This is a genomic window from Nocardia arseniciresistens (assembly GCF_046764875.1).
In the GTDB taxonomy this organism is placed as follows: domain Bacteria; phylum Actinomycetota; class Actinomycetes; order Mycobacteriales; family Mycobacteriaceae; genus Nocardia; species Nocardia arseniciresistens.
In genome coordinates, this window is the sequence record NZ_JBKORD010000008.1 from 185,932 (window position 1) to 203,363 (window position 17,432).

The window sequence follows — 17,432 nt, forward strand, 5'->3', positions numbered from 1 at the left end:
CGACCATGTCATCCGGAAACGCGATACGTGGAAGTCATGGTCGGCAGGGGAATTGGAGTTCTGGGATCCGGCCCGCTGGCACCCGATGGCGGTGCGCAGGCGCTGCCGTGAGTGGGTCATGGCGTCCCGTGCTCGACGGTGGACGGTGTGGATCCTGGCGATCATCTTCGTCCTGTTCGTGTTTCCCGGCTGTCTGGGAGCTGTCGCCACCGCGGCGTCCAGCGCTGGATCGTCGACAAACAGCGCGCTCAGCTGGATGGACGTCAAGGACTCCTCGGGTGTCCAGCTCTCGAACTACATGTTCGCGACCGATCGCGGCGGCCTGCTCAATCCAGGTAATACGGCACTGTCGCTGGTGATCAGCTTGGAGTTCGCCGGGTGGATCGTGATCGTGACGACCGGGATCTGGTTGATCGGTTATGCGTTGAGTTTCAAATGGTTGGATATGTTCGGCTCGGCATTGAGCGGCGTTGCCGACAGTCTGACCGGGCAGATCGCGACACCGATCATGTTGGTGACGGCTGTGACGATCGGCGCGTTCTTCGTGGGTTGGTTTATCGTGCGCGGCTTTCACTCCAAAGCGGCGATCCAGGTGGTGACGATGATCGGGGTGGCGATCATCGGCCCGGTTTTCCTGGCTGCGCCGCTTGCGGAGGTGCTTTCGTCGGACGGATGGCTGGCCCAGGGGCGTGACGTCGGGCTTTCGGTTGCGGCGGGCCTGAACGGCAATAGCCATCCGGATCCGACGCAGTTGATCGAGTCGATGCAGAAGGATATGGCGGATAATTTCGCGCGGCGTCCGTTGCAGATATGGAACTTCGGTCACATAGTCGACGACCAGCCCGGGTGCAGGAGTGCCTGGACGACGGGAATAGCGAGCGGCGACGAAGACCGTGTGAAAGACGGGATGGATAACTGCAACGACGATTACGCGAAGTGGCAGGCAGACCATCCGAGCGTGGGACAGATCGGTGCCGGCCTTGTGCTCCTGCTCTCGGGGGCCGTGCTGTTGATGTTTGCGGTATATCTGGCGATCAAGATCATCTGGGCTGCGCTCGATGCGATCTACCACGGCTTCATGTCGATCTTCGGGTTCGCCGCGGGCGGATTCGTGTACGGACCGACGCAGACCTTCCTGGTCCGCAACCTGGTCGACGGTCTCATCGCGGCTGCCAGGATGGCCATCTACAGCATCTTTCTCGGTATTTATGTTCTGTTCCTCGCCAGCCTGTTCCGGCAGGCCGGCGGGCAAGTGATGTCGGTGTTCGTGATCGGCGCGATCGTCGAGATCGTCGCAGTCCTGCAGTTGCAGCGGCTCAGCCACGGCCTCAGTAGTGGCAACCAATGGATCGCGAACCGGTTCTCGCTGGCGATACAGGGGGCCGGTGGCGGTGGTGGCGGTGGTGGTGGTGGGAATGCCCTAGGGATGGCTGCTTCCAAGGCCGGAGGGTCCATGCCGGGAGGCCGCGCGCTGACCGCAATGGCCGCGCTGAATACTATTGGCGGGTCGCACATGACGGAATGGCTGTGGGGGAGAACGCGACAGCCACTCAAGCCGTTTTCCAGACTGGAGAAGCGAGCGCAGGTGCCGCAGTGGAGAGTTGCTGCACAGCCGTGGTTTGCGGAATCGAATAGCCAGGCCATGATGAAGCAGCTCCAGTTCTCGAGGATTGCTCGACTCTCGGCCGAGCGCTACGGCGGCGTCAACACGGTCCGGGGCGCGGCGGCCGCCCTCGACGGTCTGATGGTCGCCGGCGGTGGGATCGATTCAGCGTGGGGCGCGCTCTCGGGCGCCGGGTTTACCGATGAGCGACTGATGACCAACGCGATTCGTTCGAGGGGGATCATGATGCAGAACTCCGAGGACGAGACTCTGGCGAATAAACAACTCGGCCAGGTGGTCTCCGCATTGCAACACGCCCAGCGGTCGTCCAACGACGTCGCCCGCGGCCGCGGGAATATCAACGAAGCCGCCGCCGATCTGGCCACGCTGCAAGAGTCGGCGTTCCGACTCCGCCGAGCCAACCCGGGAGGGGTCACCTTGGATGGTGGGGCCGCCGCTGGGCCGCAACAGAGATTTGTCGCGGATTACATGAATGCGCCGACCGCGGCCAAGTTGCAGCAGTTGCAGAGGCTTTCGGCCGGCGATCTCAATCATGCCACTGGGACCCTGCACGGCGTCGACCAGATCGGTGCAGGCCGGATGATGCAGTGGATCGGCAACGAACACGCCCTCCAAACACAGAGAGCCGTCGACAGGCTGATAGCAAACCCCACCGACGTGCAACTGATGCGACAAGTCAGAGGCGTGGTCGCAAACGCCGCCGACACCGACCAGTGGGCGTCCGGAGTCAACAGAACCCCGTGGAACTCCGTGGCATTCCCCGGCACCAACCCACCACCCGGAAACTGGGGCCCGGCGATGGCTCCGGTCGCCGAACTGCTGAGGTAGCAGCAAAGCCTGTCATCCATCCCTTGTCTCCCGGAAAGGGCGCACGATGCTCGGTCGTCTCCTGACCTACGCGATTGCGTGGAATAGCGGCAACGGCCGCTCGCGCCGCTCGCGCTCCTCGCGCTCGTCGCCCGATGCGGACTCGAAGTCCGGGATGACGCTCTGGAAGTGGGGCCTAGTGGTGGTAATAGGTGGCCCTATCGGGATGGTGGTGCTGCTTGCGCTCGTTGTCAGCACCTCCACCTCGTCGGTGGCCTCGAGTTTCAACAATCAGTGCGACAGTCTCGTTGGTCCGGATCCGGCGGTGACCGGGACGACGAGTCCGCGTGCAACTACTGGGAATTCCGCTCCGAGAACAACATCCTCGCCACGTTCACCTGCGGTACCGACTACTAATCCGTACTCGAAAATGACCATTCCGCCCGATGCCACCGGAGTCTCGGACTGGCACCGTGCCTGCGTAGCCGCGATGAAATCGGCGCCACTGCAACCTGAGCAACCACTGACGACCGCCACCGGGTTCGTCGTCGAGTGTGCTCGTGAACTGGCCCTCGCTCAGGTGGCGACGGCCGAAAACGCGGGCGGTCAGGGAAGTTCGGGAACTGGGGTCGGTGCCGCCGCGATGGTGCGGTCGGTGATCTACCAGGCATCGGTGGCGGCCGAGGTCGGTCGCTGTGAACGGTCGGCCGGTGCAGCCGTGGCGCAGATCGAGGCCGCCCGGGGTTCGTGCGGGTCGTCCGTCGCGGGCACCGAACCGGCAGTCGTCATCCTGCCGAATACTGTGGCAGCCCAGGGTGTGTGCGGGCTGCGCGTCGATCCGTCCGGGATATCGGCCGGTGATCTGATCTTCTGGGATTACCGTGACAGTGCGCCGACACATGTCGGGGTAGCCGTCAGCGTCACTCAGCTCGTCACAGTCGATCCGGTGTCCGGAGGATTCGTGCAACGAGCGATCCCGACAGCGCGCGATGTCCGAGCGAAGCGGGTGTTGGGGGGCGGAGTGTGATGCCGGTCGTGATGCCGTCCATGGAGGTCGATCTCAGCAATGTTCCCGGTATCGAGGCCATAGGTACTGGTCGAGAGCATGCCGTGTACTGATGGCGTCGACGAAGCAGGATCCTCCGGAACCCGAACCCGAACTCGAACTCGAACCTGGATCCGAACCTGGACGTGCCGAAATCGGCGATGCTCAGGCGAGCGTCGCGAGCGCGGAACCGCGCCGCCCCGTCAAGACCGCCGCGCGGGGCAGTCCCGCGCGGCCACTCTCGACACTGCCGACACCAGCTGCTGCTGCCGCGGCGTCGCCCGTCGGCACCGGCGCGCGTGGTCCGATGGCCCCATTGGTTGCCGACCCATCCATCGCTGGGCCGGCGTCCGCCGCCCGAGCGGACGCACTTGCCTGGTCCGGTGCCGCGACACCGATGGCGACGGCAGCGTTGGCCGCCCTCACTTCGATCGCCGCCCAGTACGGCGACGGTGACCCCGCCACCGATAGTGAGCAGCCATATTCACCTCCCGCCGTGGCGGCAGCGGGGTCGGCGAGACCGATGGCGGGGATCGGCGAGCTCGGATCGGAGTATGCGGCCAACAGCCACAACACGACTCAGCGGGTGAACACCGTGGAATCGTTGAACGCCGAGCTCGGGCGTGTCCTCGATGGGGCGGCCGAGAGCACCACGCAGGGCCGAGCAGCCATCTCGGCTATCGTCGCCGAGGTCGACACCGCGTTGATCGCCCTCGCTGGTATCTCGGATGCCGCAGCGGCTCGAAACTTTCTGCTCGCCACACTGATCAACGCGGTGCAGCGCGCGGGAACGGTACTGGCGCAAGGTCAAACCGTGGCCGCGGGCACCGCGGAGCGCGTGAGCAAACTGGCCGATCGGTACCTGCAGGACTCTCGGCCTGCTCGGCCCGCAAAGCCGCGTCGACGGCGCCGCGTAGCCCGTCCGGAGGGGCGGGTCGCCCACCCGGATGGGCGCGTCCCGAGCGGGGGTCCGCCACGCGCCAGGCCTTCCGGACAGCAGGGGCAGTGGATCGACGAGGCGTTGCAGGTCCTGCGCCAGCAGGGCTACGACACTCGGCAGATCGATCCCGCCGACATCGCCGCGATCATCCAACACGAATCGGGTGGCGATCCGAATGCCATCAACCTCTGGGACAGCAATGCGGCGGCCGGTATTCCGTCGAAGGGTTTGATGCAGACCATCGACCCGACTTTCAATTCCTATGCTGCGCCCGGCCATCGTGATATCTGGAATCCGGTCGACAACATCGTTGCAGGCGTGCGGTATTCGATCGATCGCTACGGCTCTGTCAGTAATGTGCCCGGGATCGTGCAGATGCGTGGCGGCGGTTCGTACGTCGGATACTGATGGTCCTCAGTAGCTAGTTCGCCCAACGAGTGGCGCGGTAACTGGGGGGCAACGGGACCGTTCCAAGAGGAACTCCGGTTCTGGAGGCAGCCATACACAGGCCGTTCCCGATGTACATGATTACGTGCCCCGGCAGTCCCGACGGCTTGAACGAGTTCGCTGGGAAAATGAGGTCGCCTGGGCGAATATCCGCCGGGTTGACCTGGGGCAGTTGGCTGTACTGATCCGCCGCGACGCGCGGGATCTTGACACCCGCGGCCGCGGCCGCGTACTGCATCAGGGCCGAGCAGTCGAAGGAATTCGGACCGTTGGCACCGTAGACGTAGGGCTTCCCGCTCTGGGCCAAGGCGACCTCGATCGCCCGCTGTGCCGCCGAAGTTGCTCCGCTGCCCACACCGGATGAATAGTTCGCGCCCGCGATGTTGTAGAGGTATTGGTTGGTGAGCTGATTGATGGCGTTGGCGGTGTCGGTGGAGTTGGACTGTCCCGCGGAGACGACAGTGTGGGCCTTTTTCAGTGCGGCGGTGAGTATTTCGCGAACCTTTTGCTGGCCTTGTTTGGTGTAGGCCTGCGGACCCAGTTGGGCGAGTGCGACGTTGACTTCACGCACGAGCGCGAGAACTGCTTTCTTGTCGACTTTGTTGTTGCCCGCAAGGCCGGAGATATAGCGGAGCAGTTGGTTGTCGACGTTGTTGAACGCGGTGGCGGCATTGCGTTGGAACATTTGGCGGGCTTTGACAGCGTTGACGGTTTCGCCGGTGCTGGAGGTTCCGCCGGTGCCGGGGGTGACGCCGAGTCCTTCGCGAAGGGCTGCGACTTCGGGGCTGCTCGCCTCGCCGTCGCCATAGACCTCGGCAAGCAGTTCGAGAAGTTTCAGGGCGCGTTCGGATTCGGGCGAGAGTCCGCTGTCGGTGGTTTCACCACCACCACCGGTGCCGCCGCCGCCCGCGAGGCCCGCCAATGCGGAGGCGATCATCGGCAGGGTGGCCAACGCCATCGTTCCCGCTGTCGCGGCCGCGGGCAGGATTACCCCGAGGGCGTCCGGATCTATCAGAGGCTTAGCAGGTTCCGGCTCTGCGTAGCGCGTAGCCTGCCCGGCGGGTGGTGCTGCCGCACCCTCCGCGACCGGTGGGCTCGGCGCGACCGCGGCGGGCGCCGGCTGGGCAGGCGCGGCCGCGGCGGGCGGGCCCGCACCGGGCACCGGCCCAGCTTTCTGCTGTCCGGGTGTACCCAGCGGCGTTTCATTGCGACCCGGCTGACCGGTGACGCCCGGCTGGACCGGTGACACCGGTGATGTCTGCGCACCGGGCGGCACGGGGGCTCCCAACCTGGGGCGCCCCTGCTTGTGTCCGGGCCGATCCGTCCACGGAGTCAGTGGGCCGGTGGATTCACCGTCCTCGCCATCGCCTTCGTCGACCTCGAAATCAGCGCCCTGCGGCATCTCCGTGCTAGTCACAATTCACCACCCGGCATCTATTTCGCACAGGTGAGCATCGGTGAACGGCGCCGGGGGAGGCGGGCGACGGAGGCGCATCCGATATTTCCTCCTACTTCGGTCACCTGTGGCTGGAAGGGTTTGGCGGCCAGGTGGTTCGTGCGCGTTCGCGCACGTGCTACCAGGACCATCTTGACCGGTACGGCCTGGATCCCGGTTCCCATTGATGGGAATCATCGACAATGAGTGCGTCGAAGGGAAATGAGCCATGACCGGTGCCGATGTTGGATTTCCTGTCCCGGTTCGGTTGATGTCCGATGCGAATAGTGGCGCAGTCGATCGGAGAGCGAACTTTACTGTGGTGGCAGGTGTTGTCGGCCGCTGCTGCTCGTCGCCGGGTAGGTAGCTGCCGGCATGGGTCTCTGGGGAGATATCGCCAGCTCGGTCGCGAGCATGGCCGGATACGCGATCGGCGGCCCGGCAGGTGCGGCGCTGCTCGGTGGCGTCGTGGGTGGTATCGCGGCGGGCTTCGAGAGCGGCTGGGATCCCACGAAAATGCTGGAGGGCGCCGCATACGGCGCTGTCGGTGGTCTCCTGGGTGGTGGGATGGGTGGGCTCGGCGTAAAGACTATGGTCAAGTCCGCGGGGCGAACCGCGATTCGTGCCAGCTATAGCGGGGGGCGGAGAGCGCTGATCAGTAGCGGCAGAAGAGCGCTGCCGGAGGCTTGGAAAGCATCTCAGACGCCGCTTCGGTTGGTGGGCAAGAAATGGTCCTCCGCTAAGGGCCTCGCCGGCGCCGCGGGCGGGCACTGGACGGTTGATTCAGCAGTTCATTTACCTCAAACAATACGTGAAAGAATCGATTTATACTTCGGCGACCACAAGACCGAATTTCCTGAGATCCCGCTTATTGATATCAGTCCGGCTGACACTCCAGCAGGTCTGCGGCATGTGATGATGCCCGATCCGAAGGCATTGCCGGACGGGCTCACGTTATCGGCTGTACCCGAGGCGAACTATCGAGGTCTTCCTCAAATATATCTGGGAAGTTGGCAGAGCTTCGGTGACGGTCCATATACACCAATTCCGGAAAAACGGCCGGTGCCGGAAATAAAAGGCGCAGAAGCGGCCAACATTCCCAATTATTTGACGCGGGTCGATGTGTTGGCTGCTCGGTACCACACTCTTCGTGAAGCGGATATCCGCGTATCTCAAGTGGTCGGCAAGGGAGCCGAGGGGTGCGAAGAGGGGAGAACGGGTATTGATAGCCTCATCAAATCAACGAATGGAATGGCGGGAACGCATCCATTTAATATCGATGCTATAACTAAATACGCACAAGATGAAATTTTGGATGCAACAAATCTCGTCAAAGAAGCCGATTTTACAGAGGACAACTATCTCATCGCTGTAGTCGAGTCGTCGATAATGAACTTGGACGTCACGATGAACGGTGACGGAACGGAAGATAACCCCGGGTGGGCGAACCTGTTCGAGGCACTGGCCGCTGATATCAACAAGGAACAGCCTGGCGATGCGGAGAAGCCCGGCGACGTGGCGAAGCCCGGCGCTGTAAATGTCGACGACGGCAAAGATTCGACCGCGGTACCAGATCTCACCAACAGCAGTGTGCCCGTCCAGACATCGACGTCCCAGGCGAGTGCCGCGGGCGTCGGCTCGCCACCACCGGCGTGGGAGTGGGGCACCGGACAGACCAGCAAAACCGGCAGCTCGACCGGGGGTGCCGACAGCTCCTCAAAAGTCGCCGCATCCACCCCCGCCAAGACCGAATCCGCCTCGTCCGACACGTCGCCGGTCGCGCAGGCCGATCCCGCATCGGCTGCTGCCACATCCGCGAGTCCGGCTGCCGGAACGGCGAGTATCGCGCCGGCGCTGCTGGCGATGGCCAACCTCGCCAATGCCGGTCGCCGCGCCGGTACGGACGACAGCGGCGATAGTGACGACGAGAACCGAAGCCGCGACGACCGGGAGAAGACCGGTGGCGCGCCGGGCGGAACTCCGGCAGCAGCAGCCTCAGCCCAGCCCGCGACCTCGACGCAGCCGGCCGCGGCTCCGACGGCCCAGCAGGCGGCGTCGCCCGGTCGGGTAGGGGCCACGCCGATTTCGGCGATGGCGGCATCGGTGCGGGCGCCGAGCGAGGACGGCAGCCTGATCTACACCTTCCCGGACGGGCGAACCCAGCGGGTCTCGGCGGTGGTTGCGCACGCACTCGACGCCGCGTTCGGCAATGCCGCGGCCACCGATGCTCGGGACGCCTACGCCAAGACCGCGGCGGCGGTGCCCGCCGGTCAGGGCCTCGGCTCGTCGGTCGATCCGTATCAATTGATGACCGGTGACGTCGCATGGTGGCGACTGCCGATACCGGGAGAGGTCGAGTCGTGGAGTGAAACCTCAGCTTTGGTCGTTGTTTTCGGAGCCGACGTGAACTCCACGTTCGAGATGATCATCGACGGTGAACTCAAGCCTTTTGCTGCTCAGGCAAGCGGCAAACAGGGCGATTTCGGTCCATTCGCCGGGTTCCTTCATCCGGCCGGTATCGAGATCGCCGTGGCCGCACCTGATGCGGCCATCCAGTCCGCGACCGTGCCGGCCGATCCGGCTGCCGGTGCGTCCATGGTAGTTCCGGCGTAAGGAGTATTCATGGACTGGGGCCCGTGGGGGGCTTTCGCAACCGACATGACGGTGACCCTCGTCGTCGGCAAGTTTGCTCCCAATAAGTTCGCCGGGCTCGCAGGGGCCGCCGCAGGTGGTGCCTTAGGCGAGGCTGTCCAGGGGCACGGGGCAGCTGACATTATTCGGGGTGCTGGTGTCGGCGCCGTGGGTGGTCTGTTGGGCAATGGCGCTGCCAAGCTTCTGGCGAAGAGAGTTGGCACGACACTGAAGGCGGTGGATTCCAACGTCGCGGGAATTACCAAGCGCACCGACCAGTTGGCCGCGGCGCGCAGGACTATCTCCAACGCGGGCGATGCCAGGACAGCGGCCCTGAACGCCCAAACCAAAGCGGCGCAAGATATGGCCGATGCGCTAGCGCTGCCGAGACGGGGTGGGCGTGGGGCCAACGCTATGATTAGAGCCCAAGCCATTCAGAAAGCGGCGGAGGGTCAAAGAGCGGCGGCGGCAGGTATCACAGCTACTGACGATGCTATCACTGCGGCCAACAACGCACTGCCACGTCTGCAGAGAAGCGTGGATTTTTGGGAACCCCGCAATGTGGTGTTGAAAAGAAATCAAGCACTGTTGAAGCGAGCAGAAAATGCTCTCAAACCGGGGGCAGCCAGTGAAGCAGCGGGTTGGGGTGTCAACACGCTACGCGGGCTCGGCTCCTCGGCCCTGAACTTCGGCTTCAATGCGGGCAAGGATCTGCTCTATCCGCCTGAGAAGGAGCCCCCGAATCCGGCGGAGCATAGGAAGTTCGTGTGGGACGGTGAACATGTGGATCTCTACCCCGAGACACCCCCGTTTACACCCGATCCTAGTGTGCTGAGTGCGACACCGGGTGCGACCGCGGACGGGCAGGGATTTCTATTACAGCCGCTCGAGATCCAGGAATACAAGGCGCTCAAACAGTGGCACGCTGGGCCCGGGGAATCGGTGGCGACATCGCTCGACGAGAATTACAAACTTTTCGGTGATCTCAAGAATAAGAAGGATCCGACGCTGAAGAAGACGCCGTCGGTGCCGAAAAGCATTTCGGGACTACAGGGAAAGAGTGTCACCGAGTACACGCAGGCATCTGATACATTGCGGGGAAAAGCGGCGAACTTCGACAGGATCGAGCAGGGGATGATAACGACGTTGAAAGACGTCGAAACTGTATCCGCGACCGGTCAAGCGAATATTACCCAACTTATCGCTGGAATGAATACATATGTCGTCGGCTCCAAGGATGGAAGCGCTCAAAACTTCGCAATACTGATTGGCAAAGCATTCTCGGAGATTCAGGGTGTCACCGAAGAAGGCATCACTGGCAGTGACACCGCCGCGGATAAAATCGACGCCTGGACGAAACAATTCGAAGCAGAGCAGGCAAAACGCGATGCGGCGGCGGCGGAGGCCTTGCAGAAGGCGACCACCGGTGTGCCCGCCGCGCAGCAGAACCCCAATCTGACGCCGGACCCGATCAAAACCCCGGACACTACGATCGATCCGAACAGCCTCAATCCGCCCGGTACCACCCCCGATCCCGTCGGGACGACCACGGGAGATACCCCCGGCAGCACCAGCGACCAGATACAAAAGGCCATCGACGACATCAAGGCCTCAGCGACTCCGGCCAGTTCGGCTCAGTCGCCGTTCGCCGGTGCTGGTGCCGGGACCGGCATGGGGACCGATGCGGGGACGCAGATGATGGATATGTTGCAGCGGAAGCAGATGATGGACAGCATGAACCAGGGCCTCGGTCAGGGCATGGGCGACAACCTCGATCCAGGTCGTTACGACGATCCCGCCATGGCCTACCCAGCCGCGACCGCGCCTCCCGCCGTGGCCGCGACCGCGCCGCCCGCTAGCACCGCACCTCCGGCGACCGCACCTCCGACACAGAATGTGCACGCGCCAACCACAACCCCGCCGGCGCAGACCAGTACTCTGCCGGGTCGCACGCCGGGTCCCGACGGAAATATGACGTACACGTTCAAGCAGCCAGATGGCCGCTCGGTCCAGGTGTCGCCGGTCGTCTACGACGCGCTGGCAGCGGCGGAGGCCAACACCGAGGACACCAATGCGCAGGACTCGTACAAGAACACCAAGGCCAAGTGGACCGACCCCAAGAAGATCGGCGAGCGCGTCGATCCGAGCCAGTTGATGACCGGCGACGTCGCCATGTGGGAGGACGAACGCACGGCTCTGGTCGTCAAATTCGGCGGCGACGCAGGGGCAGGAACCGGCGCAGGTGCCGGAACGGGCGATATGGCCGGAACCGGCCAGGAAGGCAGCCTCGAGGTACTCGTGAAGGGCAAACTGGTGCCACTGCCCCCGCTGATGGCCAGCGACGCAGAATTCGGCCCATTCAGCGGATTCGCCCATCCGCGCGGGATCGAGAAGGCCGCGCCGAAGGACGGTGGCTCGGTCCCCGACATGCCGGTGCTGGGTGATCAGTCCGCGGCCGGGGCGATGCCGGTCGTCGCGATGCCCGCGGGCTGATTGCGCAACAAGTGGTGAGAGGAGACAACGATGGCGCTGGAAGTCGACCCGGACGAACTTGTCCGTAACGCGGCGAAGCTCGCCGAGCTGGCCCGGCAGACCGGGATGGCGTTGCCGAAAGGCTGGGTCGTGCCCGCGGGCACCGACCCGATCTCCGCGTCGTACGTGCCGCGGCTCAATAACGACGCGGCCACGCTCTTCAACGGAATGCTCCAGGCTCTCAATAACATTCAGCAGACCGCTCACCACGTCGGCGCGGCGGCGAACGAGTACAGCAAAGCTGACGGGGCGGGCGCGCGCGACATCTCCGGCACCGGTGGCGGCGAGGTCGCCAATCCCGTTCCGGTGGTTGAGCAGGTCGGCCTGCGGCGGCCTCCGGTCCATACCTTCCCGGCGACCGGCCCCACCGTCGATCCGCTGACCTTCGCGCAGCAATTGCACAATGGGCCGGGTCCCGGCGGTGCGAACAGCTTCGCGGACTCGATTCGACAGTTCGCGGGCGCCTTTCACGCGACCGCCATGGAAGGCACCGGAGAAGCGGCGCGGGCAATGCAGAACTGGCGGCCCGTGGGGTCGGCCGCGGCGGCCGACATCGAGAAGCACCGTGGCTGGTTGGACCGGTACGGCAACCAAATGAACACGCTGGCCGACGCCGCCGACACCTACGGCCATGCGTTCCGGACGGCGAAGGACAAGCATCCGACGCCGCAGGAGATCATCGCCGCGCGTAAGAAGCTGCTCTCGGCGATGCGGTCGAAGAACGAGCTGGCGATCGAGGAAGCCCTGGCCAAGTTCCAAGCGCAGAACGCACTTTCGGCGGAGACGATCACGGGCTACACCACAACCGTCGGCTCGAAGGTTCCCGAGGGTGACGATACGGGTGAAGAATCGAGCGACAGCACTGGAAAGGGGACCGGCACCGGAACGGGTCAAAGCATGGACACGAGCGCGCTCATGTCGATGCTGCCCGCACTGATGAGCGGATTGACCGGGATGGGGCAGGGGCAGGAGACCTCAGCGCCGATCGATGACTACGAGGACTACGGCCTCGACGACTACGGGGATGTCGGAATTCCGGGCGCGGGCACCATGATTCCGAGTGGTGGCGGTGGTGGTGGTGGTGGCGGTGCCATCCCGAGCCCGTCATCGGTCGGCAGCATTCCGTCGGCCGCCAACATCAAAAACTTCTCGGGCGCAGGGCTGCCGACGGTCGCCCCCACGGGAAGTCTCGCCGGTGGCGGCAGCAGCGGACTGCCTCGCACCCAGGTGATCGAGCCGCTCGCGGGGAATGCGACATCCGGCGCGCGGGGGGCGGGAATGGGCGGTGCAGGGATGCCGTATATGCCGATGGGGCCCGGCGGTATGGGTGGTGGCGGTGGTGGCGCGGGCGGCGACCGCAGTCGTGTGGTGGCATGGCACCCCGATCGCCTGATGTATGTCGACGACACACCGCATACGGATTTGGTCATCGGTGAGCGGCCGACCATCGCCCCGACCGTTACGCCGCCGACGCCGGGACCGAGCAACCAGAATTCAACCCAATCCGGAGGTACCGCATGACTATTCATCCCGACGTGCAGGCCGCGCTGGACGCCGCACGCGACCTGCGGCACAAGATCGCCGACATGCGCGAACGGATCGACAGCATCCGGGCCAGGCGACCATCGCCGAGCGGCGCGGTCATTCCCGAGGTCGACGCGATGGGCAGGTTGACCGATCTGTACCTGGCCGCGGGAACGACCGCCAGGCTCACCGGGGCCGAGTTGGTCGCCGAGATCATGGCCGCCATCCGCGAGAGCACGGCCGACGCTGCTCGCCAGTACCAGACGATCATGGAAGTCCCACCCTCGATGGCCGATGACGAGGAATCGGTGTCGGCCACCGCTACGCCGAGCCAGGCGTGATGACTGCGGCTACCCCCGAGGTTTCCATCGCCGATACGGTGCGATGGCTGCATGACGAAGGGCTGGTCCGCTTGGCCGGTGTCGCCGAACAGGCGCCCGGGATTATCGCCGCCTACACCGTCGAAGTGGCTACCGGAACCGTCGTCGCTCATCCCGTGGCCGGGTCCGGTGGTGGCTCGGACGTGATAACGGTGGCTGCCGACGATCTGCCGCACCCGGTGGGCACCGCCAAGCGGTTGGTCATCGTCGGTGTCACCACATCCGAGGCCTTGCTCGTGGTGGATCTCGCAGCGACCCTTGCCATGTCGATCAATGCCGACTATCCGGAGGAGGCCGCGCGCTCCTGGGTGATGCAGTTGATGCTGAACTCGGAAGTCACCGTCACCACCAACTGCACCGAAGTCGCGATCGGCTCGAGTCCCCGACTGCGGCAGAGCTTCATTCCTGGCAGCGGCGCGCTGATTGTCAACGTCGACGACGGCCGCCCCCCGGTCACCGCGATCACTCTCAACGCCACCGGCGATGGGCCCGACCATCTCGAGTTCGAGCTCGATGGAACGGGGGAGATGTACCTCGGGGCCCGCTTCTGGGCGCTGCGTCACGTGATGCGTATCGAGGACGAAGCCTGGTCCGCGCTCGCCGAGCGGTTGGACTCCGAATCCGGCGGGCCTCCCGTCGGGTCCGTCGCCGACTACTCGGTCAGATCCCAATCCTCACAACGACTCTCGGAGGGCACCCGATGAAAGAGATGTTTCCGCTCGATGTGGACGACTTCGAGGCGGAGGAGTCGGAATACGACCCGCTGGAGTACCAGAACCGGACCTTCGAGGTGTTCAATCCCGATCACAGCGCCGGGGTGGCGTGCGACAGGGACGGTGAGATCATCGGTATGCACGTCGCCGACGAGGCTCTCGAAAACGGCGATGACTGGCTGGCCGCCGAGATCCTCAAGCTCGCGCGGCTCGCCCATGCGAAATCGCGGGTGGGGCTGCGCAACGAGATGGAACGCAAAGGCTCGCTGCCCTACACGATCGATTCGTTCGACCTCCCGACCGAGGCCTCCTACCGGGCCATGGAGGATGCCGAATTCGGCAGAACCACCACCTGAACGAGAACCCGTCAACTCCGAGACAGGACACCGCCATGACGCTGGATATGGATGAGCCGCACGAAGTGAACGCGGTCGCCCGCAAGTTCACCGGGTCGATGACAACGGCCACCGCGCAAGTGCAGACGGTGGTCCGTGATCTGGTGCCGACGCACCGTCCCCAGTCGGAGCTCGACCGCGGACTCGAGACGGTGCGTCACTGGATGACCAACACGATCCGTGAAGCCATACCGCGAGCCGACAGGCGCGCGGAGAATGCTTCCGAACACACCGAGCACACCACCGGTGCGATCGCCGCCGCGGATACCACGGGCGGTAACCAGGTCCGTCGCGTGTCGATCTGATCCCCTGATGGAGCCGGAGCGTAACAGCCCGTATTGGAATGCCATCGTCGGCGACAACTGGCCGGAGATTCCTCCCTCGGACTGGAGCGCGCTCGCGGTGACGGCGCGTGAGGCCGCCGCCGCGCTCGATCTCTTCGACATCGACCAGCACCGTCGTGCCTTCGACGACAAAGTGCGCTCCAGCGCCGGCTTGCAGCCGGTGAAGGACGACATGCTCAGGCAGCGCGCCCACCCGCAGGCTTTCGCGGACGCGTTGGAGGCGGCCGCGGACACCTTCGGCGACTTCTCGGATCTGGTGTACCGGACTCGGCATCAGATCCTGGACATCGTGGAGCGGGCGACCGCGCGCGCCAACTCCGAATCGCGGACCGCCGACAGCACCGAGGACAAGGACGAAGCCGAGGCGGCACGGGCGCGTATCCCCGGCATCATTACCGGGGCGCGCGAAGAGGTCGAGGACGTGACGCGAACCGCGATGGGCTCGATCAGCCCGACGGGTTTGCCGAGCCTGGCCGTCATCGCCGACGTGCTCGGCATGCCGGGGCCATGGGAGGCCGGACAGCCCAGTGCTTCCGGCGGGCCGGGTGACCACCGCCCTGCTACCGAGCACCCGCGCCAGCGCTCCGATGACGGCTCAGCACCGCACCGACCCGACCACCAGAGCCCAGGTATGCCAGGCCCGCTGCGGCCGAATCTCCCGCTCGACGACATCCTCGGCCTGCCAGGGAGCCAGCCTGTCGATCGCCCGATATTCGACATGGATCCCGTTGACCGCCAGGCTGATCGCCCGACGGTCGGCGGGTCCGAGATTCCGTCCTCGAATGTGTTCGCACCGCCCACCACATCTCAGGGCGGTCCAACGGCCGCGACGCCGGTCGCACCGATAGTCGGTCACGATGACTACTCGGGCGCTGCGGCGAGCGCGCCGTCGCGCCAAGGCGCAGTGGATTCGGGTTCGCAGGCCCCTGATGCCGCGGCCGCCGGCGCTGATGACGATGCGGCTCCGGATTCCCCGCTTGCCGCCGGTGGATCGAGATCACGTGATGAGACGGCCGGGGCGACTGTCTCCAGTACACCCACCGGTGGCGTCCCCTTGGACGCGCTGGCAGCGGCCGGACTGGTGATGGCGGACTCGGATTCGGATTCGCAGATAGCGATGCCCATGTCGACCATGCCGGGTGCGGCACTCGGGTCGTCGATGACCACCGCTTCCGCGCAGGCCGGGTCGTCGACCCAAGGCGCGCAGTCCGGGGCGGGATCGCCGCAGTCTCCCACTCGGTCGACTACCTCTCCGATGGAGTCGAAGGCGCCCCCCGCGATGCCGAAGGTTTCGGCAGGCGCGGCGACCCCAGGGCCGAACACCGCTGCGCCGGTAATCAAATCGCAATCGGCGAACCGCGACGGTCAGCGATCGGAAGGCCAGCCGGCGCAGGCAGGCGGTAGCAACGAACTGATCCGCGATGTCGTCGGCGCCGCCATGACCGTCGCCGCTGCGCCGTCGTTCGTGCTCGGTGAACGGGTAGACGGCGATTTGGTGCTGGCACGCACGATTCTGGGTGGTTTGCTCGCGGCGGTGGGTTCGTCGGTGGTCGGTGTCGGGTGGGCGGTGTCGGTGATGCGGCACCCCAGTGGCATCAGCGCGTTCATGACATCGAACGAAGGTCGCGGATGGCTGCCCGCAGGGCTGTTTCTGCCACGCGAAGTATCGATTCCCTGGGTCTGGGAGGTCGCCGAGGGGGCCGGCTGGGAGGGCGTGGCCGATCCGGCGCGGGTACTCGCCGAATTCGCACTCGCCTGGGGGCGCAAGTCGGGGGCGAACCTGACGGCGCTCGCCTCGTCGGGGCGGATCGATGTGAACATGCGACGGCAGTTGGGCGATGTGCCGTCGGCGGGGGAGGTGGGCGCCTCGTCGGCGATGGATCTGAGCGCGCCGCGAGGGGGCCTCGTCGACCGTTTGGGCCTGGTCGGTGCGCCCGCGCTGTTGGATCGGGTCGCCGCCGCGACGCCTGCCGAATTCGGCAGGCGCTGCATGGAACTGGCGACGGACGCACATGTCCGGGTCGGCAGGGCGGGACTGGGATCGGCGGAAGCTTTCGGAGCACCGGCGCTGCGCGAGCGTGTTCTCCTTGCGCTCGGCAAGGGGCGCGAGGTGTCGCAGGACTGGTGGGACGAGCTGCGGGACGCCGATGATCTGCTGGCGGCGACGATGTTGGCGCAGCGAACCGATGTGTCCGCCGTCGCGCTCGGTGAGTTGCGATCCGATCAGCCCACGGGCCATTCGGCATCGGGGTTGACCGCCCTGCGCGGCATGGTGTTCGAGCGCAGGTGTGACGAGCTTGTACTGCTGATGGAGGATGGGCCGTCGCGCCAGGGACTGCGTGACGCGACGTACGCGCACGCGCAGGTCGTCGGGCACCCGTCCTTCGTCGCGCCCGTATCTCGCGGGCCCGCACCGGACGCCGGGACGGCACGACGGCCGACAATTACGGCAGGGCCGGGACGCTGATGCAGCGGCCGGTGTCGGCGAAGTCGTGAAACTGATTGTGGTGCAGCCGAATAGAACTGACCGCGAATGTAAAGGCGATCACAGGGCTTCCCAATGATGGGAACGATCGACAATGATGAGGTCAATGGCGGGAAAGGACTGATCGCGC

Annotated in this window: 13 protein-coding genes; 11 read left to right on the forward strand and 2 right to left on the reverse strand. The window is 65.1% G+C overall.

What is annotated here, in order from left to right; genetic code table 11:
• Nucleotides 1–118: 118 nt before the first annotated feature.
• Complete coding sequence (locus ACLMAJ_RS16740; protein WP_412014619.1) at nucleotides 119–2,452, forward strand: hypothetical protein; 2,334 nt, start codon at nucleotides 119–121, stop codon at nucleotides 2,450–2,452.
• Between the two features lie 66 nt (nucleotides 2,453–2,518).
• On the opposite strand, the gene ACLMAJ_RS16745 is transcribed toward ACLMAJ_RS16740, so the two are convergent.
• Nucleotides 2,519–2,722: a hypothetical protein gene (locus ACLMAJ_RS16745; protein ID WP_412014620.1), complete on the reverse strand. Its 204-nt coding sequence runs from the start codon at nucleotides 2,720–2,722 to the stop codon at nucleotides 2,519–2,521.
• A gap of 139 nt (nucleotides 2,723–2,861) precedes the next feature.
• Here ACLMAJ_RS16745 and ACLMAJ_RS16750 point away from each other — a divergent pair, with 139 nt between their 5' ends.
• Nucleotides 2,862–3,458 (forward strand): C40 family peptidase, encoded by a 597-nt coding sequence (locus ACLMAJ_RS16750; RefSeq protein ID WP_412014621.1) that lies wholly within the window; start codon nucleotides 2,862–2,864, stop codon nucleotides 3,456–3,458.
• Nucleotides 3,459–3,549: 91 nt separating this feature from the next.
• Nucleotides 3,550–4,824 carry a transglycosylase SLT domain-containing protein gene (locus ACLMAJ_RS16755; protein ID WP_412014622.1) on the forward strand — a complete coding sequence of 425 codons (1,275 nt, stop codon included), beginning with the start codon at nucleotides 3,550–3,552 and terminating at the stop codon, nucleotides 4,822–4,824.
• Between the two features lie 13 nt (nucleotides 4,825–4,837).
• Here the strand turns inward: ACLMAJ_RS16755 and ACLMAJ_RS16760 are convergent, their stop codons facing one another.
• A complete protein-coding gene (locus ACLMAJ_RS16760; RefSeq protein WP_412014623.1) occupies nucleotides 4,838–6,280 on the reverse strand; it encodes a C40 family peptidase in 1,443 nt (480 codons plus the stop codon).
• 393 nt (nucleotides 6,281–6,673) lie between these two features.
• Here ACLMAJ_RS16760 and ACLMAJ_RS16765 point away from each other — a divergent pair, with 393 nt between their 5' ends.
• Genes ACLMAJ_RS16765 through ACLMAJ_RS16800 form a run of 8 tightly spaced genes read left to right on the forward strand, consistent with a single transcriptional unit; the run spans nucleotide 6,674 to nucleotide 17,284 of the window.
• Complete coding sequence (locus ACLMAJ_RS16765) at nucleotides 6,674–8,911, forward strand: hypothetical protein (protein WP_412014624.1); 2,238 nt, start codon at nucleotides 6,674–6,676, stop codon at nucleotides 8,909–8,911.
• A gap of 45 nt (nucleotides 8,912–8,956) precedes the next feature.
• Nucleotides 8,957–11,422: a hypothetical protein gene (locus tag ACLMAJ_RS16770; RefSeq protein ID WP_412014625.1), complete on the forward strand. Its 2,466-nt coding sequence runs from the start codon at nucleotides 8,957–8,959 to the stop codon at nucleotides 11,420–11,422.
• A 30-nt stretch (nucleotides 11,423–11,452) separates the two neighbouring features.
• Nucleotides 11,453–12,982, forward strand: a complete 1,530-nt coding sequence (locus ACLMAJ_RS16775) for a PPE domain-containing protein (RefSeq protein WP_412014626.1) — start codon at nucleotides 11,453–11,455, stop codon at nucleotides 12,980–12,982.
• Nucleotides 12,979–13,326, forward strand: a complete 348-nt coding sequence (locus ACLMAJ_RS16780) for a hypothetical protein (protein WP_412014627.1) — start codon at nucleotides 12,979–12,981, stop codon at nucleotides 13,324–13,326. Before ACLMAJ_RS16775 ends, ACLMAJ_RS16780 begins: the two co-directional genes overlap by 4 nt.
• Nucleotides 13,326–14,069, forward strand: a complete 744-nt coding sequence (locus ACLMAJ_RS16785; protein ID WP_412014628.1) for a hypothetical protein — start codon at nucleotides 13,326–13,328, stop codon at nucleotides 14,067–14,069. Before ACLMAJ_RS16780 ends, ACLMAJ_RS16785 begins: the two co-directional genes overlap by 1 nt.
• On the forward strand, nucleotides 14,066–14,434 hold the full coding sequence (locus tag ACLMAJ_RS16790; RefSeq protein ID WP_412014629.1) for a hypothetical protein: 369 nt from the start codon (nucleotides 14,066–14,068) through the stop codon (nucleotides 14,432–14,434). Before ACLMAJ_RS16785 ends, ACLMAJ_RS16790 begins: the two co-directional genes overlap by 4 nt.
• Nucleotides 14,435–14,469: 35 nt before the next feature.
• Nucleotides 14,470–14,778: a hypothetical protein gene (locus tag ACLMAJ_RS16795; RefSeq protein WP_412014630.1), complete on the forward strand. Its 309-nt coding sequence runs from the start codon at nucleotides 14,470–14,472 to the stop codon at nucleotides 14,776–14,778.
• A 7-nt stretch (nucleotides 14,779–14,785) separates the two neighbouring features.
• Complete coding sequence (locus tag ACLMAJ_RS16800) at nucleotides 14,786–17,284, forward strand: hypothetical protein (RefSeq protein WP_412014631.1); 2,499 nt, start codon at nucleotides 14,786–14,788, stop codon at nucleotides 17,282–17,284.
• Nucleotides 17,285–17,432: the final 148 nt, after the last annotated feature.